Below are 20,641 nucleotides of genomic sequence, written 5' to 3' on the forward strand. Positions count from 1 at the left end.
CCGGTTCACTGGACGCCGAACGCCCGCTCGAACGCGGGGACGTTGATCTCGGTCATCTGTTCGACGTACCCGTAGCCCGCGTCATTCCACTCGCGAATCGTGCCGCCAGCCGGCGTGATCGCCATCGTTTCGGTCGCGTCGCTGTTCTCGACGATGGTCTCGGCGAGTGTCGGCGACTCGAACCGGTCGTAGAGGATCACGTCGATGCCCTCCTCGTTTACGAGGTCGATGGTGTCCGCGATCTCGCTCTGGCTGGGCTCGTTCTGCGGCGAGACGCCCACGGGCGAGTGAAGCCGGAAGCCGTAGCGAGCCTCGAGGTACTGGAACGAGTCGTGACCGGCGAGGACCGCGACGTCACGGTCCGCGCGCTCGAAGATCGACTCGAAGGCCTCGTCGACCGCGTCGAGCTCGTCGGCGTACGCGGTCGCGTTCGCCGCGTAGTCGTCGGCGTTGTCGGGGTCAGACTCTGCCAACCCGTCGGCGATGGTACTGACGACGCCCTTCGCGAGGACGGGGTCGACCCAGACGTGCGGATCGTACTGTCCGTGATCGTGGTCGTCGTGGTCGTCGTCGTGTTCGTCTTCGTGTTCGTCGTGGTCGTCGTGTTCGTCTTCGTGTTCGTCGTGGTCGTCGTGTTCGTCTTCGTGTTCGTCGTGGTCGTCTTCGTGGTCGTCGTGGTCGTCTTCGTGGTCGTCGTGGTCGTCTTCGTGGTCGTCGTGGTCGTCTTCGTGTTCGTCGTGGTCGTCGTGTTCGTCTTCGTGGTCGTCGTGCGACTGATCCCAGTCGAGCAGCTGGTCTTCCATCCCGGACAGCGCGTCGATCACCGCGACGTGGTCGTAGTCGGCGTCGAGCGTCGCCGCGAGGTCCTGTGCCCACGGGAACTCCGGGCTGTCGAGGTAGACGAACGCGTCCGTCGACGCCACTTCGGCCGCGAGATTACCGTCCGGCTCCCACCCGTGGCCCAGCTGACCGACGTCGACGGGATCCTCGAAGTCCGCGTGGTCCCCCGCGACCTCGTTCGCCCAGTCGTTGAGCGTGAAGAACGCGGCGTACCCCGAATCGAACTCCCCGGATCCGAGGTCGGCAGCACCGGAACAGCCGGCGAGCGACGTCGCCGTTCCCGCAGCGACCAGTCCCGCGCTCCGCTTCAGAATCGATCGACGTGAGTGAGTCATACTACTACGTACCGCTGTTTAACAGAAAAGTATTGTTATTTCATAATGGCTATTTAATAACTTAGGGTGTCAGATAGGGGTGATATTAACAACGGCGCTGTCGGCGACCGACGTGAACCGAGTGTCGCTCACTCGGTGAGGTCGACGACGGTCGCTCCGGCGAGGTCCACGAGGACCGTCGGTTCGATCGCGAACACCGCGCTCGGTGTCCCCGCCGCACCGTAGACCGTCTCGTACTCGGTAAGCGTCGGATCGAAGACGGTCGGGACTGCGGTGTCGTGACAGAGCGGCGGGACGCCCCCGATACTCCATCCGACGGTGTCGCGGATCCGGTCCGGGTCGGCCATCGACGCTTCCGACGCACCGAAGCGACGAGCCACGGCGTCGAGATCCAGGCGATTCGCCCCGCTCGTGATCGCGGCCACGAGCTCGCCGTCGCGGTCGCCGCCAGAGAGCGACACCACGATCGTCGAGGCGATCGCGGCGGTGTCACACCCGACGGCGTCGGCCGCGGCGGCCGCCGTCTTCGTCCCCGCGTCGAACTCCAGTACCTCGACGTCGATGTCGTATCGTTCTCGTGCCCGCTCCGAGAACTCGACCGCGCGTTCGTGCATGCGTGAGAGTACGGGCGGTCGCGACGCGATATCAACGTCCCGAATGCGGTAGCATATCGGACGAGCGGAAGCGGCGACTCGCTGCCGGTCGAACCAACGGTCGGCTATCGCGTCCGAAGCTCGTCTTTATCCTTGATCACGCGAGCGTCGCCTTCACCGGAGGTGACCTCGTTGACGAGGTCGTATAGGTCGTTCTGAAGACCGGCCGGGAAGGTGAGGACGCCGACCCATCCGCCGTCGTTCTGCCACTCCTCGCGTTCGAGATCGCCGAACTCTCGCACCTGCGCCTGACCCGATCCCGCGTAGTCCGCCGGGAGCTTGACCGCCATCGTCACCTCTTCGAACCGGATCGGGATAACGGGTCGAAGCGCCTCGAGCGCGTCGTCGACCTGGTTCTCGACCGGCTCCATCGGATCGACTTGGAACCCGGCCTCCTCCAGGGCGCGCTCGATCCGCTCCGGGGGGTGCGGCGAGTCGTCCATCTGCGGGTTCACGGCGTTGCGCGTGATCGTCGTTACCAGCTGGTTGTGCTTCCGTTCGAGCATCTCCGCACGCTGTTCGGCGGTGATCTGAATCTCCCCGCGCTCGACGACCTCGGGGATTATCTCGAGCGGATCCGTCGTGCCGAACACGGTCTCGAGATCCTCCTCAGCGGGACGGTCGCCACGAGAGGCGTTCTCGAACACGTCCTCGGCGGCAATAACGTCCTCCAACTCTCCGTCGAACTCGCCGCGTTTCATCGCGAGCGCGGCGTCCGGATCGATGAGTACCTCGAACCGTTCGCCGTGCGACTCCAATCGAGCGGTGACGGCTTCGTCGAGTGAGATCATATCGAGTTGTACCACCCCCGCAGTAAAAAAGCCTCCCGCGCCCGTTCGCGGGGGACGCCGCGTCGTCGCCTACGAATCCCGCGTCGTCGCCTGCGAATCCCGCGTCGTCGCCGGTCAGTCCCCAGCGCGCGGTCGTTCGCCCGTCCACTCGTCCCGACAGGCCTGCGTACAGAAGTGTCGCTTGTGCATCTCGTCGCCGTCGATCCACGTCACGATTCGACGCCCAGCGCCGAACGCCGGCTTCCCACAGGCGTCACAGCGCGGCGCGGACTCCTCGTCGACGTCCTCCTCGAGGTCGGAAGTCGGATCTACCATACCCGTGGGTACACCCCCGGATACTTGAACCCGCGAAGGGCGGCAGTTCTGGCCGCGGCGGCGGCTCCGTGTTCGCCGGCTACCGCCCGATCGAGCGGTCCCGTCGCTGGCCGCGGTTTCCTGGCTCCATCGCTCGCCGTCGAGAGGGATGGTCGACGGTCATTTCGGTTCGGGAGTGGACATCCGTCAGCGTCCGCTCGCGCCCATCTGGCCACTGGACGTCGACGCGGACCGGTTCGGCCTCCCCGAGCCCGAAGTGCGCGACCGGCTCCGTCTGACAGAGGCACCCTCCGCCGGCGTCGATGGCCCGTTTCTGGACGCCTGTCGTCGTCTCGAGCCGAACCACCGCGCCGCGAGCCGGGGATCCGTGACGCGTCGTCGGACGGATCCGAAGCCACCCGGCCGCCGCCGCAGCCGCCGACTTGTACACTGAGAGCGGTTGCGCGGCGACCTCGCCGTGGACGACGAGGAGTTCGAGGACGCCGTCGCCGTCGAGGTCGGCCGCGACCCCGCCCGTTCCGAATCCGTTCGGCTCTGCCGCGTCTCCGGGGTCCACCTGCTGCCATCGCGCACCGTGTTCCGCGACGTCTCCGTCGTCGGTCTCCGCGACGCCCGCGCCACCCGCGTCGTCAGCGCCGCTGGTGTCGCTGGCGCCACCGGTGCCACCGGGGTCGTCGACCTGTTCGAACAGGCGGTTCCGACCACCGAGGATATTGTAAAACAGCTCCTCGCGGCCGTCGTTGTCGAAGTCGGCCGCGACGACGGTCCGAACGCGGCCCGGAGCGCGAAGTGACGGCGGTGCGGCGTCGACGAATCTGCAGTCCGCAGCGCGGCGGAGCAGCCGGTTCGGCGCGTCCTCGTTGCCCACCGCGAGCGCGAAGGAACCGCCCTCGTCGACGAGTGCTGCCCCGCGCGTGTCGCCGGTCGGATCGGCCAGTTCCGGGCCGCCGTCGGTCCGATCGTAGTGGCCTCCGTTGTTCCGAAACAGGTAGTTCGGCCCCCGCTCGACGCCGGCGAACAGATCGCCTTGGCCGGTACAGGGCGGGACCGCGAGCAACGACCGACAGCCCCCGTCGACTTCGAGTCCGACCGCGTCGGCCATATCGGTGATCTCGCCGTCGTCGCCGAGTTCGTAGAACGCGAGCGGTGCGGCATATCCGGAGACCGCAACCCCGTACCGCCCCGTTCCCAACCGATCGAGCGCGGTCACCGACCGGCCCGCACGGACGTCCAGCCGGTCGGTGTTCACGTCGAGCGCGAACACGTCGGTCCAGCGGTACCGCTCGGACTCCAGTCGGTTCAGTAGAAGGTCGGGATCGCCGCCGCCGTCCGCGCCGCGCGCGCAGTTGTGAACGTACACCTCCTCACAGCCGTCCGCGTCGAGGTCCGCGGCGCACACCCCCATCCCGTGACGCGTGCCGTCGGCGACGATGCCACAGGCGGTGTCGACGAACCGGTCGCCGTCACGGGCGTACAGGCGGTTCGGCTCGCCGTAACCGGCGACGAACACGAGCGGCCCCTCTCTCCCCGGCGTCACCGCGGCGCCGTACCCTCGAATCGGGTCGGCGTCGGCGAGGATGTCGGACCGCTCGGTAAACATGACCGTCCGTCACCGCTCCGAGAATATGAACGCACGGGTTGAATTCACGCGGCGAGTGTGTGATACGGGGTCACACAACCGATTCTGCCCTTCGTGCTCCGACGAGAGTGCCGCAACCGCTCGCGTACTCCGGCTGCGAAAATTCGAACGTATCCCCCGTTGACTGCCGACCGATCAGGCGACGACCGTCTCTTCGAGCAGCTGGAGCGGGTGTTTGATCTCGTAGCCGGTCCCGTGTTCCATCTGCATCGCGCAGGTGGGACACTCGGTCATCCCCACGTCGCCGTCGGCGTCCTCCATGTGCTCGAACATCTCCTCGCCGATCTTCATCGACTTCTCGTACTTCTCTTCCTTCCAGCCGTACGTCCCGGAGATACCCGAACAGGAGTCGCCGACGTCCTCCATATTCACGCCCTCGACGTCGCGGAAGGTCTCGACGGCCTGCCGAGAGAGGCCCTGGTTGCGAGCGTGACACGGCGCGTGGTACGCGAACGCCTGCTCGTCGGCGAGCTTGCTCCCCGCCAGTTCGCCCTCCAGATCCTCGTGGATCCGGAGGTACTCCAGCGCCTCGAAGGTGTGTTCGGAGACGTCTTCGATCCCGTGGATGTCGAACAGCTCGGGGTACTCCTGCCGAAGCGACATCGAGCACGAGGTACACGAGGCGATCACGTCGGCGCCGTCGCCGATCGCCTCGATGAGGCTCTCGACGTTCGTCTCCGCGTGTCGCCGGGCGTCTTTGAGCATGCCGTTGGCGAACATCGGCGTTCCCGAGCACTTCTGGGGCGGCACCATGACCTCGTAGCCGAACTGCTCGTACACCCGTACCATCGCCTTTCCGACCTCCGGGGTGTTGTAATTAGAGTAACAGCCGTGGAAGTACGCCACGCGCTTGTCGGGGTTCTGGACCTGTGCGCCGCCGCGCGCCTTCCACCACTCGCGGAACGTCTCGGTGGCGAACTCGGGGAAGTCGCGCTCTTTGGGGATGCCGAGCGTCTTCTCCATCGCCCAGCGGACCGGGCCGAAGTTCATCACGAACGAGGAGGTGCGCGGGAAGACGCTGGCGAGCTGCGCCGACGTCCGGTAGTTGGCGAGGATCCGGTTGCGGACGTACGTCAGTGAGAGCTTCTCCATCTGCTCTTCGACGAACTGCCCGCGCGCCTCGTTGTGCATCTGCGAGAGCGGCACCGACGAGGGGCAGGCGTCGTCACACCGCATGCAGTTCGAACAGGAGTCGATCGACGGGTCGATGTCGTGGTCGTCCTTCCGCTTGAGCCGCCACTGCTCCGGCCCTTGGAACTTCGGCCCCGGGAACTCCTCGTCGACTTCGGCGACCGGACACGAAGTGTCACAGCTCGTGCACTTATAACAGGAGTCGGCGCCCTCGCGCAAGTCGAGGTCGCCGCCCGGGAACACGTCGACCGGGTCGTACGCGTCGGGGTCGAGCTCCGTGGAATCGGAGCCGCCGGTCGCGCTTTCGACCCCACCGTCCGTGGCGGTTCGGGGGCTCTCAGTTGACGCAGAAGGCTCGCCTTCGTCACCGACTTCGCCGTCGTCGGGAACGAAAATCGACGGCTGTTCGTCGCGTCCCGCCTCCGGGACGCCCGGGCTGGGGGGTCCGGTTCGCTCTCCGTCCGTCCGTTCGTTCGTCTCGCTCGACTCCCCGCGCTCGTCGTCGTCCGTGTGTCGTGTCATTGGTTCGCCTCCGTCGCCGCCTGCCGCCCGGCCACGAGGCCGGTCGCGAGCGACACCCCGCTCGCGGATTTTTCCCTCGCCACGTCCGGGCCGCCGACGACCCCCCCGGCCGCGAAGACGTTCTCGTACTGTGCCTCGCCGTCGGCGTCGAGCGGTCGCCCGCGCTCGTCCGGTCGCACGCCGAACCGCGCGTACGGTTGGTCCCCGAACGCGTCGTCGACGAACCACTCGTAGCGGTCCGTCGGCTGTTCGACGTGGAGACCGAACGCTCGCTCACGGACCCCGTCGCGGTCGGAGTCGAGCCCTTTCCCGACGAGTCCGCCCGTCGCCAGCACGAACGCGTCGGCACTGTACGGCACCTCGCGTCCCTTCCGATCGACCGACACCCTCTCGATCCGTCCGTCGGACGCGGCCTCGATCCCGACGACGGGGTTGCCGGTCTCGAACCGGACGCCTTCGGCGTCGAGCGCGTCGAACAGCCGGTCCTCCAGCCTGAGCCCCGGGAGACTCGGCGGTCCCATCGGGATCTCGAACACGTCCGCGCCGAGTCGGTCAGCCAGCTCGGCCCGGACCTCGTCGCCCCGTTGGTCGCCGAGGAACGCCGGGAAGCCGACGCGCTCGACGCGGTCCACGCCTCCCTCCTCGTCGATCACGTCGTGGAGGTGCGGGCTCACCGCCTTCGCCAACGCCTCGCGGGCCGGCGTCCCGTCTATCGGCTCGTTGTGATCGAGCGCCTTCGCGAGACGCGTGACCTTCGCGTCGGCGCGGAACGCCTCCGCGAACTCCACCTCCGCCCCCGCGACGTCGAAGGGGACGCCCGCGGCCTCCAGTCGCCCCGCGAACGCCCGCGCGTCGTACTCGGTCAGCGACCGAAACCCGACGATGAGCGTCGGGCGGTCGTCGCTCGCGAGCCCCGCCTCCGCGGCGGCCGGGTAGCGCGCGGTCGGCTTCACGCTTCCGCCGAACGTCGGGACGAGCGCGTTGCGGTCGGTGTGCCCGCCGCGGTACGCGTCCCCCGCCAGCTCGTCGAACAGATCCAGCCCCTCGCGGAGCGCGTCGCTCCCGACGATCCGGTACGGGTGCGTCTCCGGGAGTCGCTCGATCGCCTCGAACGGGTCCGCGAGCGGCCCTTCCGGGTCCGGCCACTCGTCGCGGTCGAGTTCGCGTCCGGCCGTCGGCGGCCCCTCGCGCAGCGGTTTCGCCGGCTCCGTCGCGGGGACGTACCCGAGCGCGTCGATCAGTCCCGACGCCTGTCGGAGCGTGCTCGCTTTGTGCGAGACGAGGCGCACGTCGGCCCCCTCGCGCGACGCCGAAATCGCCGCCGTGACAGCCGCCAGCCCGCCGCCGACGACGAGAACCTCGCTATCTATCGCCATCGATCCCTCCGTCGGTCTCAACCGATCTATCGACTCCGCCGTCGGCGGCCGCCGTCCCGCTACCGCCCTCGTCGCCGTCGGCGGCGGTCGACACGTCCGCGCCCGCGTCGAAGGCTCCGAAGTCGACCCCGCCGTCGAGGCTCGCCGGGTCGCCGTCGCGGTTCATCGTCGTCGCGTGGAGCAGGTGATTCAACATCGCCTGCGAGAGCTGTCGCCCCCACAGCGCGTGTCGCTGCCCCTTCCAACGCTCCTGATACAGCTCGTCCTCCGAATCGCGGACGACCGGTTCCGGATACTCCTGTGCCAGCTCCGAGGCGATCCGATGGGTGCAGAACCCGCCCTGACAGTTCCCCATCGAGGCGCGGGTGCGGAGCCGGACCGCGTTGAGGTCGCTGCCCGCCTCGTCGATCGCGTTTTGTATCTCCGCGCGCGTCACGCCCTCGCATTCGCAGACGACCGGATTCGGGTCACTTCCAGCGAGCACGTCGTCGGCCTTCGAGCCGAGCCGCTGACCGGATCGGCGGGCCACCGGAGAGCGGAGCCCGAAGTCGTCCATGAGCTCTTCCATCCGTGCGGGGCTCTCAGAGCCCGGTAGCGGTGCGCTCGCGGTGTCACAGGTCGCGTCGTGGCCGAGCAGATCGCAGACGTGGTCCGAGATGGACTCCGCCATCATCCGGTAGGTGGTGAGCTTTCCGCCGACGATAGTCGTCATCCCGGGGAGGTCGTCGCGCTCGTCGTGGTTTAACAGGAAGTAGTCGCGGGTGATGTCAGTCGGGTCCTCGGTACCGGTTCCCGGCGGCTCGTAGAGGGGTCGAACGCCCCAGAACGACCGGAGCGTTCGGGCGTCTTTCAGCGTCGGGATCAGCTCCGAGAGCGTCTCGATCATGAGGTCGACCTCCCACTCCTCTTCGGGGTAGTCCTCGGGGTCGTCGACCTCCTCGTCCGTCGTGCCGAGGATGCAGGCGGTCTCGTGGGGGACGACGATATCCGCGTCGCCCTTCGGTCGGCAGCGGTTGATGACGGTGTCGACCTGCCGGGTGTTCATCACCGTCATCACGCCTTTCGACGGGCGAACCTCGACGTCGACCCCGGCCATTTCGCCGACGTTACCGGCCCACGCGCCGGTCGCGTTGACCACGTGACGCGCGCGGATCTCCTCGGTCGTCCCGGGGTTGTGGTGAACCCGCTTTCCGGGGCCGGACTCGTGTTCGACCTCGACGCCGACGATCTCGCCGTCCTCGACGAGCACGTCGGTCACCTTGGCGTGCGTCTCGATGCGCGCGCCGTGCTCGCGCGCGTCGGCGGCGTTCGCGACGCAGAGCCGGAACGGGTCGACCGCGCCGTCCGGCAGCGCGATCGCCTTGTCGATGTCGCGTGCGAGGTACGGCTCACGACGGCGGGCCTCTTCCCCGTCGAGCACCTCAACCGGGATGTCGCACGCGCGACACCCCTCCAGCTTCTCCTGGAAGTACTCCTCGGAGTCCTCGGGACGCTTGACGAACATCCCGCCGGTCTCCTCGACGCAGTGTCCCGCGATGTCGCGAAGTACGCGGTTCTCCTCGATGCACTCCTTCGCGCTCTTCTGGTCCGAGACCGCGTAGCGCCCACCGCTGTGGAGCAGTCCGTGCATCCGTCCGGTCGTCCCGTGCGTCAGGTTCCCCTTTTCGACGAGCACCGTGTCGAGCCCTCGGCGCGCTAGGTCCCTGACGACGCCGCAGCCCGTCGATCCCCCACCGACGACGACGACGTCCACCTGATGGTCCATATCAACCCGCTAGAACCCCGCCCACTTTACTTTACCTCTCATCCCGGATCGCTCATAACTATCAGAGTCATTCAAGTAGTACAACGGTAGCCTAATGCGTGAATTATATATACTGTCTCTTTTTCACTCGCGCTCGAATCGGGATTTTAACAGGAAGATTATTATGGTAGTACATTATGTTCACGAACGGCGTGGTAGCTTCCGTGAAGATATACCGCGACGACGGCGACGACGGCTCCCGACTCCCGATCGCTGTGCCGGTGTGCGGACCGCACACGGCGTCTGGAGGGGAGGCGACTGACGGAACCGATTCGAGTGTCGGCCGGGGTGCGGACGGTGACCCGATCGACGCTCGGAACGCGACCGCCGCCGTCAACGCGGACGGACCAGCGCCACAGGAGGGATCCAAAACATGACACAGTATGTCGGTGCGATAGACCAGGGGACGACCGGGACTCGCTTTATGGTGTTCGACCACGGCGGGCAGGTCGTCGCGAACGCGTACGAACAGCACGAACAGATATACCCGAACCCGGGGTGGGTCGAGCACGACCCGATCGAGATCTGGGAGAACACACAACAGGTCGTCCTCGACGGGCTCGCGGACGCTGACCTCGAGGCGAGCCAACTCGACGCGATCGGAATCACCAACCAGCGCGAGACGACGATCGTCTGGGACAAGGACTCCGGGAAGCCGGTCCACAACGCCCTCGTGTGGCAGGACCGACGGACGACGGACCGCGTCGAGGAGATCCAGGAGGCTGGCAAAGTCGAGGAGATCCGCGAGAAGACGGGACTGGAGTGTGACGCGTACTTCTCCGCGACCAAGACCGAGTGGATCCTCGACAACGCCGAGCCGCTCAAGATGCAGAGCTCCCGCGGCGGCGACCTCCGTGACCGCGCTCGCGAGGGCGAACTCATCATGGGCACGATCGACTCGTGGCTCATCTACAACCTGACGGGCAACCACATCACGGACGTCACCAACGCGTCCCGGACGATGCTGTACAACATTCGGGACCTGGAGTGGGACGACGAGCTCTTGGACGAGTTCGGCGTGCCGAAGGAGATGGTGCCCGAGGTACGGCCGTCCTCCGACGAGGACTACTACGGTCACACCGACGCCGACGGGTTCCTCGGCGAGGAGGTCCCCGTCGCCGGCGCGCTCGGCGACCAGCAGGCCGCGCTGTTCGGACAGACCTGCTTCGACGAGGGCGACGCGAAGAACACCTACGGCACCGGCTCCTTCTACCTGATGAACACCGGTACCGAGGCCGTCGCCTCCGACCACGGACTGCTGACGACCATCGGCTTCCAGATGTCCGGCGAGCCCGTGCAGTACGCGCTCGAAGGGTCCATCTTCATCACCGGTGCCGCGATCGAGTGGCTCGAAGACGTCGACCTGATCAACAACGCCGCACAGACCGCGGAACTCGCTCGGTCGGTCGACTCGACCGACGGCGTCTACATGGTCCCGGCGTTCACGGGACTCGGTGCGCCCCACTGGGACGGGCGCGCTCGCGGCACCATCGTCGGGATGACCCGCGGGACGGGTAAAGAGCACATCGTGCGCGCGACGCTCGAGAGTATCGCCTACCAGACCCGCGACGTTGCCGAGGCCATGGAGGCCGACTCCGGCGTCGAGACGACGAGTCTCCGCGTCGACGGCGGCGCGGTCAAGAACAACTTCCTCTGTCAGCTCCAGTCGGACATCCTTCAGACGGAGATCGCGCGGCCGGAAGTCGACGAGACGACGGCGCTCGGCTCGGCGTACGCCGCCGGTCTCGCCGTCGGCTACTGGGACACCGTCGACGAGCTCCGCGACAACTGGCAGATCGACCGCGAGTTCTCGCCCGAGAAAGGGCAAGCGGATGTCGACAAACAGTACAGTCGCTGGGACGACGCGGTAGACCGGTCCCGGAACTGGGCGCAGGAGGAGGAGGAGGAATAGATGAGCGCCGTAATGGCCGCCGACGTCCTCGCACAGGGCGGGTGGAGCGCTGGCTCCATCGACGCGGTGCTCGAAATCCTGCTGGATCCGACCATCTGGCTCGGCGCGGCGGCCGGCGGGGCGTTCGGCGCCGCACTCGGTGCGCTTCCGGCGTTCGTCTTCACCGGATTCCTCGTCATCGCCGGCGTCTTCGGCGGCGACGCGGCCGGTGGCGTCGGTGTCGACGTCGGGTTCGGTCCCGTCTTCGGTCCGCACATCTCCTTCGCCGGCGGTGCGGCGGCGGCGGCGTACGCGGCGAAGAAGGGCGACATCGAGTCCGGTTTCGACTACCACAACGGGAAGGACATCACCGTCGCGCTGGGGAGCCGCCCGGACATCCTCGCGGTCGGTGCCGCCTTCGGTGTCATCGGCATCCTGCTCGAACAGGTGCTCCGTAACCTCGCGATCCCGACCGACCCGATCGCGTTCACCGTCGTCGCCAGCGCGCTCCTGCACCGCGCGGTGTTCGGCTACTCCGTCATCGGCGTCGTCAGCGACAAGGCGAACGGGTACATGGACATGGGGCCGTTCGAGCGCGAGGAGATGCGCGAGCCGGGTGAGGTCCCGGGCGACGGCGAGAAAGCCAGCGAGGACCGTCTCGCGGTCGAGCCGTGGCTGCCGAACATGTACAAGTGGTCACACGTTGCGGCGATCGGTCTCGCCGCCGGTCTCGCGGCGGCCTATGCGGCGATTCAGACCGGAAGCCCGTTCCTCGGGTTCGGGATCAGCGCGGCGACGCTGTTGTTCTTGAACCTCGGAATCGGGAAGATTCCGGTCACACACCACATGACGCTCCCGGCCGCGACTGCCTACCTCGCGACGGCGGGAACCGGATACAGTCCGATCGCCGCGTTGGTGATCGCCGGGATCTTCGGCGTTCTCGGGGCGCTCGTCGGTGAGGCGTTCCAGCGCGTGTTCTACGCGCACGGCGACACGCACGTGGACCCGCCGGCCGCCTCGATCGCGATCACCCACACGTTCATCGCGATCCTCTCGATCGTCGGGATCCTCGGATCGGCCGTCTGGGTGCCCGGAGCGGTCTAATCTCCGCACTGCGGCGACTTTTTATCCAGAGGAAAGCACGGACGACAACACGACGTACGCAAGCGCTCCCGATATGACCCCAACACCGACGGCGGTAAGGAAGGCATGAAGCACCAGATACGTGACGAACGCGACGGCCGAGGACGCGATCAGTGCCAAGCCCGCCGCGCCGTGGTGGTAGTTTCCGGTGACCGGGTGGTCGTGGAGCGGCATGCGGTCCGCGTCCGGGACTCGGGTGCTCGCGTAGTGCGGGATGTACAGCCGAACGCCGATAGCGGCGGTCGCGGCGATGATCGAGACGAACTGCACATCGGCGACGACTTCGCGGGCGAGCAGGAATACGCCGATCGCGACGAACAGCGCGATGACCTTGCTCCACTTGTCGGCCTTGACGACCGAGTCGTGGAACTGTTGTTCCGACATACCCCCGGAGAAGCGGTCGGATCGGTTAAGTGTGTGGACACCGCCGCAACCCGGGCAGACGCGCCGCCAACCGATCGAAGGCGTGCTCGCCGCTTCGGGATGGATTTAACCGCACCCGGGGCGACGCGCGGGTATGAACATGGGACTCGAGAGACGCGACGGGAGAAATATGCTCGTCATCGCGGCCATCGTCGCGGTGCTCGTCGTCGTGATCGCAGAGGGAGCGCTCGGCGTCCGCGTCGTCGCCGGCGCAATCGCCGGCAGCATCAGCGCCGTCGTGTTCGTCGTCTCAACGCTGCTCATCAATCGGTTCAAACCGGACCACTGGTAACGACCGAGGTGCCGGAGACGCCGTCTCCACGCCGGTCGATCGAACCCCCGGCCACGGCCGACTCTCGCTGGCTGACCAAGCCGCCGACCGTCCGGGGTTCGTATCAGTTTTATTCGCCCACCGCGGAGGATCGATCGTGAACATCGACGACCGAATCGAACGACGGCTCGGGTACGACGCCGGTGCGGGCGTCCTCGTCGACTTGGACGCCGTCTCTCCGGTGTCACAGCCCGAGTCGCCGGTCGGTCGCGGGCCGTCGTTCGAACGGCTTCTCGACGTCTTCAGCCCGGCCTTTTCGGGGTCGCTTCCACCGAGCGCCTACGTCCACGGTCCGAAGGGGAGCGGCAAGTCCGCAGTCGTCTCGGCGCTGTTCGACCGGCTCGCCGCTCACAGCGGCCCCCGCCGTGCGATACAGACGGCGACCCGAGCGGTGGAGCCGACACTTCCCGGATTCGTCTACGTCGACGCCCGTCAGGCGTCGACACGGTTCAGACTGTATCACCACCTGCTCGCGGACGTCAGCGACGATCCGGTCCCCGAACACGGGATCGGAACGGACGAACTCGCCGACACGTTGCGGAGGGCCATCACGAGGGGCCCCGACGTCGTCGTCGCGGTCGATCACATCAACGAGCCGGAGACGCCGGACGGGACGACTATCGTGGATTGGCTCGCCGACGTAAGCGGCCATATCGTCCCGGTGTGTATCGGTCGCGATCCGCCCGACGCGGTCGAGTGGAACCCGGACGCGTCGGTCGTGTTCGACCCGTACCGCCGACACGTTCTCGTCGAGCTGTTGACGAGTCGTTGCTCCACTGGCCTCGGTCGGGACGCGCTCAGTCACGACCAGATCCGCGAGATCAGCGAGTGGGCGGAGGGCGACGCACACGACGCGCTCGCGGCGATCGCCGGTGCCGCGATCACCGCGGAGCGGGCCGGCGCCTCGACGATCCGACCCGTCGATCTCGACGAGGGAATCGAGGCGGTACCGAAACCCTGCGTCGCGCTGGGGCGCGTGCTCGCGCTCTCCGAGAGCCGTCGTCGGTTGCTCTACGAGCTGGTGACCCTCCCGGAGACCGCCCGGTCCTCGGTGAGTGCGGCGACAGCGACGATCGCGGATCGGCCCGCCGTCGACCTGTCGGCGTCGACCGTCCGACGCGTGCTGTACGAGCTCGCCGACGCGGGGCTGCTCGACCGCGTCACGGTCGCGCGCACCGACGGAAAGGGGCGCCCACCGAGCCGACTGGTCCCGCGGTTCCCGACGCTCGTGTTCCGGGAGCTGTTCGACCGTCCCTCGTGGGTGGTCTGACGCGGCACGGCCGCCGCGATTTTTCCGATCGAGCAGAACGAACGCCCGTTCGAAGCGAACGGAACACAGTTGCGTCCGACGCCCGCATTCGCGATATGGTTCCACCTCTCGCCTTGGACATCGACGGCACGCTGACGACGCCGACCGGGCGGATCGACTCGCGCGTCTTCGAGCTGCTGCCGTCGTGGGAGGCGCCGGTCGTGTTCGCGACGGGCAAAGCGTTCCCGTACCCGGTCGCGTTAGCGCACTTTCTCGGCCGCGACGAACACGTCGTCGCCGAGAACGGTGGCGTCACCTACGTCGACGGTGAGACGACGCTCCTCGGCGACCCGGACGCCGCGTGGGCGGTCGTCGAGACCTTCCGCGAGCGGGGCGGCGATATCGGCTGGGGCGACGGCGACACCGTCAATCGGTGGCGCGAGACCGAGGTCGCGGTTTCGATCGACGCCGACGAGGCGCTCCTCCGCGAGGTGGCGGCCGCCGCCGGCGACGTCGAGGTCGTCGACACCGGCTACGCGTATCACGTCAAATCGCCCGACGTGAGTAAGGGTCGGGCGCTTCGGACCGCCGCCGCGACGCTCGGGATCGAGCCCGCGTCGTTCGTCGCGGTCGGCGACAGCGAGAACGACGTCTCCACGTTCGGGGTCGTCGGCGAGTCGTACGCCGTCGCCAACGCGGACGCCGCCGCCCGCGAGGCGGCCGACGTCGTGCTGGAGGAATCGTATATGGACGGAACGGCCGGGGTCTTGGCCGACCTCCGCGCGCGGGACGCGAGTTCGCGGGACTAATGTTCCGTCTCGCTACGGATCGAACGGATACCGCGCGGTCGATCCGCACTCCAGACAGCGGACGACGACTCTCCCCGGACGCAGTCGGACGCGGCTCGTCTTCCCGGGCCGCAGGTACACGCCGCAGTCGCCGCAGGTACGTCTGGAGAACTCCGCGGGGAGGCCACACCGATTCCGCTCCGCGATCCGCCGCGCAAGCGCGACGTACTCGCGGGCGCGGTCGAACTCGTCGTCGACGACCGCTTCGCGAGCGAGCGTCGACAGCCGATCGATGCGCTCCGAGGGGATCCCCATATCCTCACGGGCGAGTCGAACCGGCAAAGTCGTTGCCATCGAGTCGACCGATATCCCTCGTGAGCGTTCGATCCGACGCTCGGCGCGTCGGTCAACCCGCACGCTTTTTTATCGGTCCACGCGAACGGCAGCGTATGAAAGAATCCCTGATGGACGTCATCTGCTGCCCCCTCGACAAGTCCGACCTCGAACTGGCTGTCGACGAGCGCGACGAAGAGGAGATCCTCGAGGGAACGCTCACGTGCACCGAGTGCGGCGAGACGTTCCCGATCGAAGACGGAATCCCCAACCTCCTCCCCCCGGACATGCGTGAAGAGGCGGCGGCCTGATCGGAATCGGGCCACTATCCCCCTCGAAACGTACTGTATCTTTTTTTAGTGTGGGTTCGTCGGCGTACACGTGCCGACACTCTCCGTCGAACTGAACGGGGACGCCGTTCACTCGATCCGGGCCCCGGATCGATTCACCACGACCGGCCCGTTCGCCATCGCGTTCGATAACCTCGGTCGCTCGACGCACGTCCACCTCAACTTCGATGCCGAACTCGGGCCGATCACCTCGCTCGGGGAGACGAACCACTACATCGAAGACGAGCAAAAGCGACGCGTCCACGTCTCCGTCGCCGACATCGAAGAACCGGTCCGCGGAAAGCTAAAAATCGTCACCGGCTACGGCTCGAACACCCGGTACGTCGACGTCCGGATCGATCCGCCGCCGGATGCCACCGCAGACGAGATCGCGATCGACGAGGCCTTCACGAAGCCCCCGGAACGGGCTCCGCCCGTCCCGCCCGCACAGCGCGCGGCGAACGCGGTCGAGCGCCTGATCGATAAAGGCGGAGTTCCGGCGGCTGTCCTCGGGTTCGTCGCCCTTGCGGGCGGCGCCGCTCTCGCGCTCGCGCTCGAGAGCGTCGTCGTCGCGATAGTGGTCGGGATCGCCCTCACGGTGTCGGTGGCCGCGGTGCTGCTGGCGGTGTGGTGACGCTGGGATTGTGTGCCGACTGCGTCGGGCGCCCTGCAGTCGACCGCGCTACCCGTCCGCGGTCGATCGCACCGTCCCGGATCCACGCGCTTTTAACCGCTCCGGGGGAACGTGAGCGCATGAGCTTCGAGAAGGAAGACGAGGTCGTGCTCCACGACAAACACAGCGACTACGACGGCGAGACGGGAACGATAACGCAGGTCATGGAGACGATGTTCGGCGACGCGACCTACACGGTCAGCTTCGAGGACGGGCAGGAGACCGGCGTCCCCGAAGACTCCCTCACCGCCGCCGAGAGCGACGAGTAACTAGCCGCTTTTCAGGAGTCTCGCATGCCGAAAGTCCCCTTTCACTACGTCGACCTTCGAGCCTTCTCGTACGCGACCGAAGACGAGAAGCGAGTCGTAGACGCGCTTCGGACGTTCCTCCCCGAAGACGCCGAGATCGATCGCGTCGAGAACGTCGGCCACCACGGCGATCGAATCGTCGTGCTCTCGGCGCGCATCGAGAACGCGGACGGAATGCGACACGTCCTCGACGCGCTCGCCGACCTCGACGACATCGACCGCGTGATAGACGAACTCGACCAGCGCGTCGACGACAACTGCGCGCTGTTCATGCGTGTTGACAAGCAAGCGGCGTTCCGCGGAGACGTCCGGCTCGGTCCCGGCATTACGGTTCGGGCGAAGGTCGAGGCGTACCCGGCGAAGAAGGACGCGGCCGTCGAAAACGCCCGAGAGACGCTGTCTCGGCTCGCGGACGATTCGTAGGGCGGTTCCCCGCTCGGGAGTCGACACCTGCTCGCCCGGACACCACCGCCGCATCCCCGGCGTGGATTTTTATCGCGGCCCGCCGATCCGTGAGCTATGACAGACCCGTTCGTCGTGGTCGGGGCCGACGCGGCCGGACTGAGCGCGGCCAGCAAGTTCCGCCGCGAGGCTCCGGACCGCGACGTAGTTGTCTTCGAAAAGGGCCAGTGGATATCGTACGCGTACTGCGGGATGCCGTACTTCATCGAGGGCCGCATCGAGCGGCTCTCAGATCTTCTCTCGCTGTCCCCGAGTGAAGTCGACGAGCGGGGGATCGACCTCCGGCGCGGTCACGAGGTCGTCGCCGTCGATCCGGACGCGAGAACCGTGACCGCCGAGACCGCCGACGGCGATACCGTCACGCAGGCGTACACGGATCTCCTCGTCGCCACCGGCGGTCGCGCGACGACCGGTCCCTTCGACGTCCGCGGCCCCGACGGTGCGTTCACCCTCCACAGTATGGACACCGCGGCCGCCATCGACGCGTACATCGCTTCACCGGAGGCGTACGATCCGGCGCGCGCCGACGTCGACGCGGTCGACCGCGAGCGAGTCGAGTACAACGCGGCGCTTCCCGCCCCCGAAACGGCCGCGATCGTCGGCGGCGGCTACGTGGGCGTGGAGATGGCCGAGGCGCTCAGCGGGCGCGGGCTCGACGTTCACCTGTTCCAGCGCTCCGGGCACCTCCTCCCGCCGTTCGGCGAGGCGGTCGGCGATCGCGTCGAAGCGACGATCGCCGAAAACGGGGTAACGGTACACACGAACACGCCAGTCGAGAGGCTCGTCGGCGACGGTCGAATCGAGGCTGTCGCCTTCGGCGGCGAGGAGCTCCCCGTCGATATGGCGATCGTCGGCGTCGGCATCCGACCGAACACCGAACTGCTCGACGGGACCGACGTGGAACTCGGTGACGGCGGTGCGCTCTCGACCGACGAGTACGGTCGCACTAGCCTCCCCGACGTGTACGCCGCCGGCGACTGTGCGACCGCAACCCACGCCGTGACGGGTACAGAGACGTGGGTGCCGCTCGGGCTAACCGCCAACCGCGCGGGACGAGCGGTCGGGGCAACGGTGGCGGGCGAACCCTCGCCAGTCGGCGAGATCGCCGGCACCGCGGTGGTGAAGGCGTTCGAGATGGAGGCCGGTCGCGCGGGGCTCGTCGAGGACGAGGCGGCGATCGACGCCGGCTTCGACCCGGTGCGAGAGACGGTGACCGCGGGCTCTCGGTCCGGCTACTACCCGGGCGCCGCGCCCACGGACGTGACGCTCGTCGCCGACCGCGACACCGGTCGGCTCATCGGCGGGAGCATCGCCGGTCCCGACCGCGCCGCGGTCCGGATCAACACGCTCGCGACCGCGCTCGAGGCCGACATGACCGTCCCTGGGGTGGAACGACTCGACCTCGCGTACGCGCCTCCGTTCAGTCCGGTGTGGGACCCGATCCTCGTCGCTGCGAAGGTGCTCAACGGGACGTTAGCGGAGTGAGACGGCAGGGACTCGGGAGATCGCGGGCGGTCGGCTTCGGCGGACCTCCGCTGAGCGGTTCACTCCTTGTTGTTACTGTTCCGCTCGTCGCTGTCGTTCCGCTCGCCGCTGTCGTCCCGCTCGCCGTTGTCATCCTGCTCGGCTTCCTCGTCCTGGATGTCGTCGTCGGTACCGAGCCCGGCGGCAACCCGACCGATAACGTATCCCGCGAGTCCGACGGCGACCCCGCCGGCGAGGGCGACGCCGAGGGGTTCGACGAGCGCCGCGGCGAATCCGAGGGGGTCTGCAGACGGGATCGTGTAGGGGTCCGGGCCCGTCGTCCGGAGCAACAGCGCCGCGAACGGACCGTACGCGAGGAGGATCGACGGCAGCGCGCCGCCGCCGACCGCCGCGAACGCGACGACCCCAACGGCGGCCACGACGGCGAGCGCGGCGACGATCGGTGCGGTGATCGACGGTGTGGCCGACGCGACTCCGAGCAGTGCGGCCGCGTCGACGGCGACGTACGAACCGGCGAACCCGACCGCGCTCCACACGGCGGCTCGCTCGAATCCGGTCTCGCCGAAGGCAATTCGCGCGAACGCGGAGGAGCGGGTGTCCCGGCTCATTCCGGACGAGTCGCGCCGCGTCCGTCGCGGTCGGGTGTGCGGTTACCGTGCTCGTCGATCTCGCCGGCGACGATTCGCGTCGACGAGATTCGTTCGCCGTCCTCGGCGGGAACGTGCTCGACGACGACGATCGCTAGCGGATCGTGACCCCGCTCCGTGCGAATCTCGTTTATCCGCTTACCGCCGTCTTTCGTCTCCGGGGAGACGATGAGCGCGTCGAACTCGGGCTCGACGGCGATGCCGGTCGGCTCGGTCAGTTCGCGGATCTCGAACTCGCGGTCGTACCGCTCGGCACGCGGCGCGAGCTCGGCTTCGAGGTCGCGCTTTCGTCGGTCGTACGGGCGGACGTACCGCTCGACGTGTCGGGTCTTCGGCGCGAGTTCGTCGGACGTGAGTCCGACCGTCACGTCTCCCAACTCGAAGGCCCGTTCGAACAGCTTCCGGTGGCCGTCGTGAACGGGATCGAACGTGCCACCCAGCGCGACGTTCATGTCTGTCGGTTGCGCGGGCGGAACTTAAAGTGTCCCGAACTGGGAACGCGGCTCGACGACGGCGTTACCGGTCGGCGTCCTCGTCGTCTGTCTCAGCGTCGTCCGCGTTCTCTCTCTCGTCGTCGCTGTCGTCCGCTTCCTCAGGATTGTCGTCGTCGACGGATATCTGTACGGGCTCCGTGTCTCCTTCCGTCGACTCTCCGCCCAGCCGACGGTCGAGGTTGAACACGGCGTTCAGCTCCCGCTGGACGTCGCCGACGACGCCCTGTACCAGCTCGCTCGGCGCGATCGCCTCGTACTCGTAGGGGTTGTTCCCGGCGCCGCTCGCCTCGCGTTTGTCGCGCTCGACGGTCCCTTCGTCGTGGAGCTCCGCGAGCGCCTCGCGGACCGTACTCGGGTAGAGGCCGGTGCCGTCGGCGACCTCGTCGCTGGTGCTCTGCGGGTTGTCCCGGAGATACACGTAGATTCGAGCCCGCGTCTCGGTGTCGAGCAACCACGACAGCAGGTCGACGATGTTGTCGTCGAACCCCCTCACGGCCTTGTCAGCGCCCTCGCCGATCCGCTCTTTCGTCTTGCGCAGCTCCTCGCGGGTTCGCTCGGTCGGCGACTCGTTTACAGGGTCATCGTCCGGGTCTGTTCCCGGATCAGCACCGGAGCCGGCGAAGTCGTCGGCGTCGTCGACGGGATCGGTAGTCATACCCCAGAATGGGGACTGCGCGCT

Annotated in this window: 24 protein-coding genes; 11 read left to right on the plus strand and 13 right to left on the minus strand. The window is 67.5% G+C overall.

Going from position 1 to position 20,641, the window contains the following annotated elements:
* Nucleotides 1-5: 5 nt before the first annotated feature.
* The 8 genes from ACNSN4_RS04855 to glpA form a co-directional block, all read right to left on the minus strand.
* Entirely contained in the window at nt 6-1,175 is a 1,170-nt protein-coding gene (locus tag ACNSN4_RS04855) for a metal ABC transporter substrate-binding protein (protein WP_418284653.1), read from the minus strand.
* Between the two features lie 128 nt (nt 1,176-1,303).
* The gene (locus tag ACNSN4_RS04860; RefSeq protein WP_418284654.1) at nt 1,304-1,789 is read right to left on the minus strand and encodes an aminoacyl-tRNA deacylase; all 486 of its coding nucleotides are present in this window, start codon (nt 1,787-1,789) and stop codon (nt 1,304-1,306) included.
* A gap of 104 nt (nt 1,790-1,893) precedes the next feature.
* On the minus strand, nt 1,894-2,619 hold the full coding sequence (locus ACNSN4_RS04865) for a ribosome assembly factor SBDS (protein WP_418284655.1): 726 nt from the start codon (nt 2,617-2,619) through the stop codon (nt 1,894-1,896).
* Between the two features lie 114 nt (nt 2,620-2,733).
* Nucleotides 2,734-2,934: a DUF7576 family protein gene (locus ACNSN4_RS04870; RefSeq protein WP_418284656.1), complete on the minus strand. Its 201-nt coding sequence runs from the start codon at nt 2,932-2,934 to the stop codon at nt 2,734-2,736.
* A 79-nt stretch (nt 2,935-3,013) separates the two neighbouring features.
* Nucleotides 3,014-4,534 carry a CRTAC1 family protein gene (locus ACNSN4_RS04875; protein ID WP_418284657.1) on the minus strand — a complete coding sequence of 507 codons (1,521 nt, stop codon included), beginning with the start codon at nt 4,532-4,534 and terminating at the stop codon, nt 3,014-3,016.
* A 174-nt stretch (nt 4,535-4,708) separates the two neighbouring features.
* On the minus strand, nt 4,709-6,226 hold the full coding sequence (locus ACNSN4_RS04880; RefSeq protein ID WP_418284658.1) for an anaerobic glycerol-3-phosphate dehydrogenase subunit C: 1,518 nt from the start codon (nt 6,224-6,226) through the stop codon (nt 4,709-4,711).
* Nucleotides 6,223-7,602 (minus strand): glycerol-3-phosphate dehydrogenase subunit GlpB, encoded by a 1,380-nt coding sequence (gene glpB / locus ACNSN4_RS04885; protein ID WP_418284659.1) that lies wholly within the window; start codon nt 7,600-7,602, stop codon nt 6,223-6,225. Before glpB ends, ACNSN4_RS04880 begins: the two co-directional genes overlap by 4 nt.
* Nucleotides 7,589-9,367, minus strand: a complete 1,779-nt coding sequence (gene glpA, locus ACNSN4_RS04890) for an anaerobic glycerol-3-phosphate dehydrogenase subunit GlpA (RefSeq protein WP_418284660.1) — start codon at nt 9,365-9,367, stop codon at nt 7,589-7,591. The genes glpB and glpA overlap by 14 nt, the downstream gene beginning before the upstream one ends.
* 176 nt (nt 9,368-9,543) lie before the next feature.
* Between glpA and ACNSN4_RS04895 the strand changes: the two genes are divergently transcribed.
* The 3 genes from ACNSN4_RS04895 to ACNSN4_RS04905 are packed head-to-tail and all read left to right on the plus strand — an operon-like array spanning nt 9,544 to nt 12,401.
* The gene (locus tag ACNSN4_RS04895; protein WP_418284661.1) at nt 9,544-9,783 is read left to right on the plus strand and encodes a hypothetical protein; all 240 of its coding nucleotides are present in this window, start codon (nt 9,544-9,546) and stop codon (nt 9,781-9,783) included.
* Nucleotides 9,780-11,318 carry a glycerol kinase GlpK gene (gene glpK / locus ACNSN4_RS04900; RefSeq protein ID WP_418284662.1) on the plus strand — a complete coding sequence of 513 codons (1,539 nt, stop codon included), beginning with the start codon at nt 9,780-9,782 and terminating at the stop codon, nt 11,316-11,318. Before ACNSN4_RS04895 ends, glpK begins: the two co-directional genes overlap by 4 nt.
* Nucleotides 11,319-12,401, plus strand: a complete 1,083-nt coding sequence (locus tag ACNSN4_RS04905) for a DUF7973 family transport facilitator (RefSeq protein ID WP_418284663.1) — start codon at nt 11,319-11,321, stop codon at nt 12,399-12,401. It abuts the gene before it with no gap.
* Between the two features lie 21 nt (nt 12,402-12,422).
* Here ACNSN4_RS04905 and ACNSN4_RS04910 read toward each other — a convergent pair whose 3' ends face one another.
* Nucleotides 12,423-12,824, minus strand: coding sequence for a hypothetical protein (locus ACNSN4_RS04910; RefSeq protein ID WP_418284664.1), 402 nt, complete (start codon nt 12,822-12,824; stop codon nt 12,423-12,425).
* A gap of 139 nt (nt 12,825-12,963) precedes the next feature.
* Here ACNSN4_RS04910 and ACNSN4_RS04915 point away from each other — a divergent pair, with 139 nt between their 5' ends.
* The 3 genes from ACNSN4_RS04915 to ACNSN4_RS04925 all read left to right on the plus strand — a co-directional run bounded on the left by ACNSN4_RS04915 (nt 12,964) and on the right by ACNSN4_RS04925 (nt 15,252).
* Nucleotides 12,964-13,155 (plus strand): hypothetical protein, encoded by a 192-nt coding sequence (locus tag ACNSN4_RS04915; RefSeq protein ID WP_418284665.1) that lies wholly within the window; start codon nt 12,964-12,966, stop codon nt 13,153-13,155.
* Between the two features lie 136 nt (nt 13,156-13,291).
* Nucleotides 13,292-14,464 carry a Cdc6/Cdc18 family protein gene (locus tag ACNSN4_RS04920; RefSeq protein ID WP_418284666.1) on the plus strand — a complete coding sequence of 391 codons (1,173 nt, stop codon included), beginning with the start codon at nt 13,292-13,294 and terminating at the stop codon, nt 14,462-14,464.
* Between the two features lie 95 nt (nt 14,465-14,559).
* Nucleotides 14,560-15,252, plus strand: a complete 693-nt coding sequence (locus ACNSN4_RS04925) for a phosphoglycolate phosphatase (RefSeq protein ID WP_418284667.1) — start codon at nt 14,560-14,562, stop codon at nt 15,250-15,252.
* Nucleotides 15,253-15,264: 12 nt separating this feature from the next.
* Here ACNSN4_RS04925 and ACNSN4_RS04930 read toward each other — a convergent pair whose 3' ends face one another.
* The gene (locus ACNSN4_RS04930) at nt 15,265-15,546 is read right to left on the minus strand and encodes a ribonuclease P protein component 4 (RefSeq protein WP_418284981.1); all 282 of its coding nucleotides are present in this window, start codon (nt 15,544-15,546) and stop codon (nt 15,265-15,267) included.
* Nucleotides 15,547-15,680: 134 nt separating this feature from the next.
* Here ACNSN4_RS04930 and ACNSN4_RS04935 point away from each other — a divergent pair, with 134 nt between their 5' ends.
* From ACNSN4_RS04935 to ACNSN4_RS04955, 5 genes are all read left to right on the plus strand, one after another.
* Nucleotides 15,681-15,875, plus strand: a complete 195-nt coding sequence (locus tag ACNSN4_RS04935) for a methytransferase partner Trm112 (protein WP_418284668.1) — start codon at nt 15,681-15,683, stop codon at nt 15,873-15,875.
* Between the two features lie 70 nt (nt 15,876-15,945).
* Nucleotides 15,946-16,527, plus strand: a complete 582-nt coding sequence (locus ACNSN4_RS04940; RefSeq protein ID WP_418284669.1) for a DUF7524 family protein — start codon at nt 15,946-15,948, stop codon at nt 16,525-16,527.
* A 119-nt stretch (nt 16,528-16,646) separates the two neighbouring features.
* Nucleotides 16,647-16,835 (plus strand): DUF1918 domain-containing protein, encoded by a 189-nt coding sequence (locus tag ACNSN4_RS04945; RefSeq protein ID WP_418284670.1) that lies wholly within the window; start codon nt 16,647-16,649, stop codon nt 16,833-16,835.
* 24 nt (nt 16,836-16,859) lie between these two features.
* Nucleotides 16,860-17,297, plus strand: coding sequence for an RNA-binding protein (locus ACNSN4_RS04950; protein ID WP_418284671.1), 438 nt, complete (start codon nt 16,860-16,862; stop codon nt 17,295-17,297).
* 96 nt (nt 17,298-17,393) lie between these two features.
* Nucleotides 17,394-18,821 carry an FAD-dependent oxidoreductase gene (locus tag ACNSN4_RS04955; protein ID WP_418284672.1) on the plus strand — a complete coding sequence of 476 codons (1,428 nt, stop codon included), beginning with the start codon at nt 17,394-17,396 and terminating at the stop codon, nt 18,819-18,821.
* Between the two features lie 59 nt (nt 18,822-18,880).
* On the opposite strand, the gene ACNSN4_RS04960 is transcribed toward ACNSN4_RS04955, so the two are convergent.
* The 3 genes from ACNSN4_RS04960 to ACNSN4_RS04970 all read right to left on the minus strand — a co-directional run bounded on the left by ACNSN4_RS04960 (nt 18,881) and on the right by ACNSN4_RS04970 (nt 20,617).
* Nucleotides 18,881-19,429, minus strand: a complete 549-nt coding sequence (locus ACNSN4_RS04960; RefSeq protein WP_418284673.1) for a hypothetical protein — start codon at nt 19,427-19,429, stop codon at nt 18,881-18,883.
* Nucleotides 19,426-19,920 carry a phosphopantetheine adenylyltransferase gene (locus ACNSN4_RS04965; protein WP_418284674.1) on the minus strand — a complete coding sequence of 165 codons (495 nt, stop codon included), beginning with the start codon at nt 19,918-19,920 and terminating at the stop codon, nt 19,426-19,428. The genes ACNSN4_RS04960 and ACNSN4_RS04965 overlap by 4 nt, the downstream gene beginning before the upstream one ends.
* 64 nt (nt 19,921-19,984) lie before the next feature.
* Complete coding sequence (locus ACNSN4_RS04970; protein WP_418284675.1) at nt 19,985-20,617, minus strand: helix-turn-helix domain-containing protein; 633 nt, start codon at nt 20,615-20,617, stop codon at nt 19,985-19,987.
* Nucleotides 20,618-20,641: the final 24 nt, after the last annotated feature.

It is taken from the genome of Halorubrum marinum, from assembly GCF_048381195.1.
Taxonomy (GTDB): Archaea; Halobacteriota; Halobacteria; order Halobacteriales; family Haloferacaceae; genus Halorubrum.

Bases quoted from the DNA above. Each gene is read 5' to 3' on its own strand.
- ACNSN4_RS04855 (WP_418284653.1), bottom strand. From the start codon at position 1,175: ATGACTCACTCACGTCGATCGATTCTGAAGCGGAGCGCGGGACTGGTC.
- ACNSN4_RS04860 (WP_418284654.1), bottom strand. From the start codon at position 1,789: ATGCACGAACGCGCGGTCGAGTTCTCGGAGCGGGCACGAGAACGATAC.
- ACNSN4_RS04865 (WP_418284655.1), bottom strand. From the start codon at position 2,619: ATGATCTCACTCGACGAAGCCGTCACCGCTCGATTGGAGTCGCACGGC.
- ACNSN4_RS04870 (WP_418284656.1), bottom strand. From the start codon at position 2,934: ATGGTAGATCCGACTTCCGACCTCGAGGAGGACGTCGACGAGGAGTCC.
- ACNSN4_RS04875 (WP_418284657.1), bottom strand. From the start codon at position 4,534: ATGTTTACCGAGCGGTCCGACATCCTCGCCGACGCCGACCCGATTCGA.
- ACNSN4_RS04880 (WP_418284658.1), bottom strand. From the start codon at position 6,226: ATGACACGACACACGGACGACGACGAGCGCGGGGAGTCGAGCGAGACG.
- glpB (WP_418284659.1), bottom strand. From the start codon at position 7,602: ATGGCGATAGATAGCGAGGTTCTCGTCGTCGGCGGCGGGCTGGCGGCT.
- glpA (WP_418284660.1), bottom strand. From the start codon at position 9,367: ATGGACCATCAGGTGGACGTCGTCGTCGTCGGTGGGGGATCGACGGGC.
- ACNSN4_RS04895 (WP_418284661.1), top strand. From the start codon at position 9,544: ATGTTCACGAACGGCGTGGTAGCTTCCGTGAAGATATACCGCGACGAC.
- glpK (WP_418284662.1), top strand. From the start codon at position 9,780: ATGACACAGTATGTCGGTGCGATAGACCAGGGGACGACCGGGACTCGC.
- ACNSN4_RS04905 (WP_418284663.1), top strand. From the start codon at position 11,319: ATGAGCGCCGTAATGGCCGCCGACGTCCTCGCACAGGGCGGGTGGAGC.
- ACNSN4_RS04910 (WP_418284664.1), bottom strand. From the start codon at position 12,824: ATGTCGGAACAACAGTTCCACGACTCGGTCGTCAAGGCCGACAAGTGG.
- ACNSN4_RS04915 (WP_418284665.1), top strand. From the start codon at position 12,964: ATGGGACTCGAGAGACGCGACGGGAGAAATATGCTCGTCATCGCGGCC.
- ACNSN4_RS04925 (WP_418284667.1), top strand. From the start codon at position 14,560: ATGGTTCCACCTCTCGCCTTGGACATCGACGGCACGCTGACGACGCCG.
- ACNSN4_RS04930 (WP_418284981.1), bottom strand. From the start codon at position 15,546: ATGGGGATCCCCTCGGAGCGCATCGATCGGCTGTCGACGCTCGCTCGC.
- ACNSN4_RS04935 (WP_418284668.1), top strand. From the start codon at position 15,681: ATGAAAGAATCCCTGATGGACGTCATCTGCTGCCCCCTCGACAAGTCC.
- ACNSN4_RS04945 (WP_418284670.1), top strand. From the start codon at position 16,647: ATGAGCTTCGAGAAGGAAGACGAGGTCGTGCTCCACGACAAACACAGC.
- ACNSN4_RS04950 (WP_418284671.1), top strand. From the start codon at position 16,860: ATGCCGAAAGTCCCCTTTCACTACGTCGACCTTCGAGCCTTCTCGTAC.
- ACNSN4_RS04955 (WP_418284672.1), top strand. From the start codon at position 17,394: ATGACAGACCCGTTCGTCGTGGTCGGGGCCGACGCGGCCGGACTGAGC.
- ACNSN4_RS04960 (WP_418284673.1), bottom strand. From the start codon at position 19,429: ATGAGCCGGGACACCCGCTCCTCCGCGTTCGCGCGAATTGCCTTCGGC.
- ACNSN4_RS04965 (WP_418284674.1), bottom strand. From the start codon at position 19,920: ATGAACGTCGCGCTGGGTGGCACGTTCGATCCCGTTCACGACGGCCAC.
- ACNSN4_RS04970 (WP_418284675.1), bottom strand. From the start codon at position 20,617: ATGACTACCGATCCCGTCGACGACGCCGACGACTTCGCCGGCTCCGGT.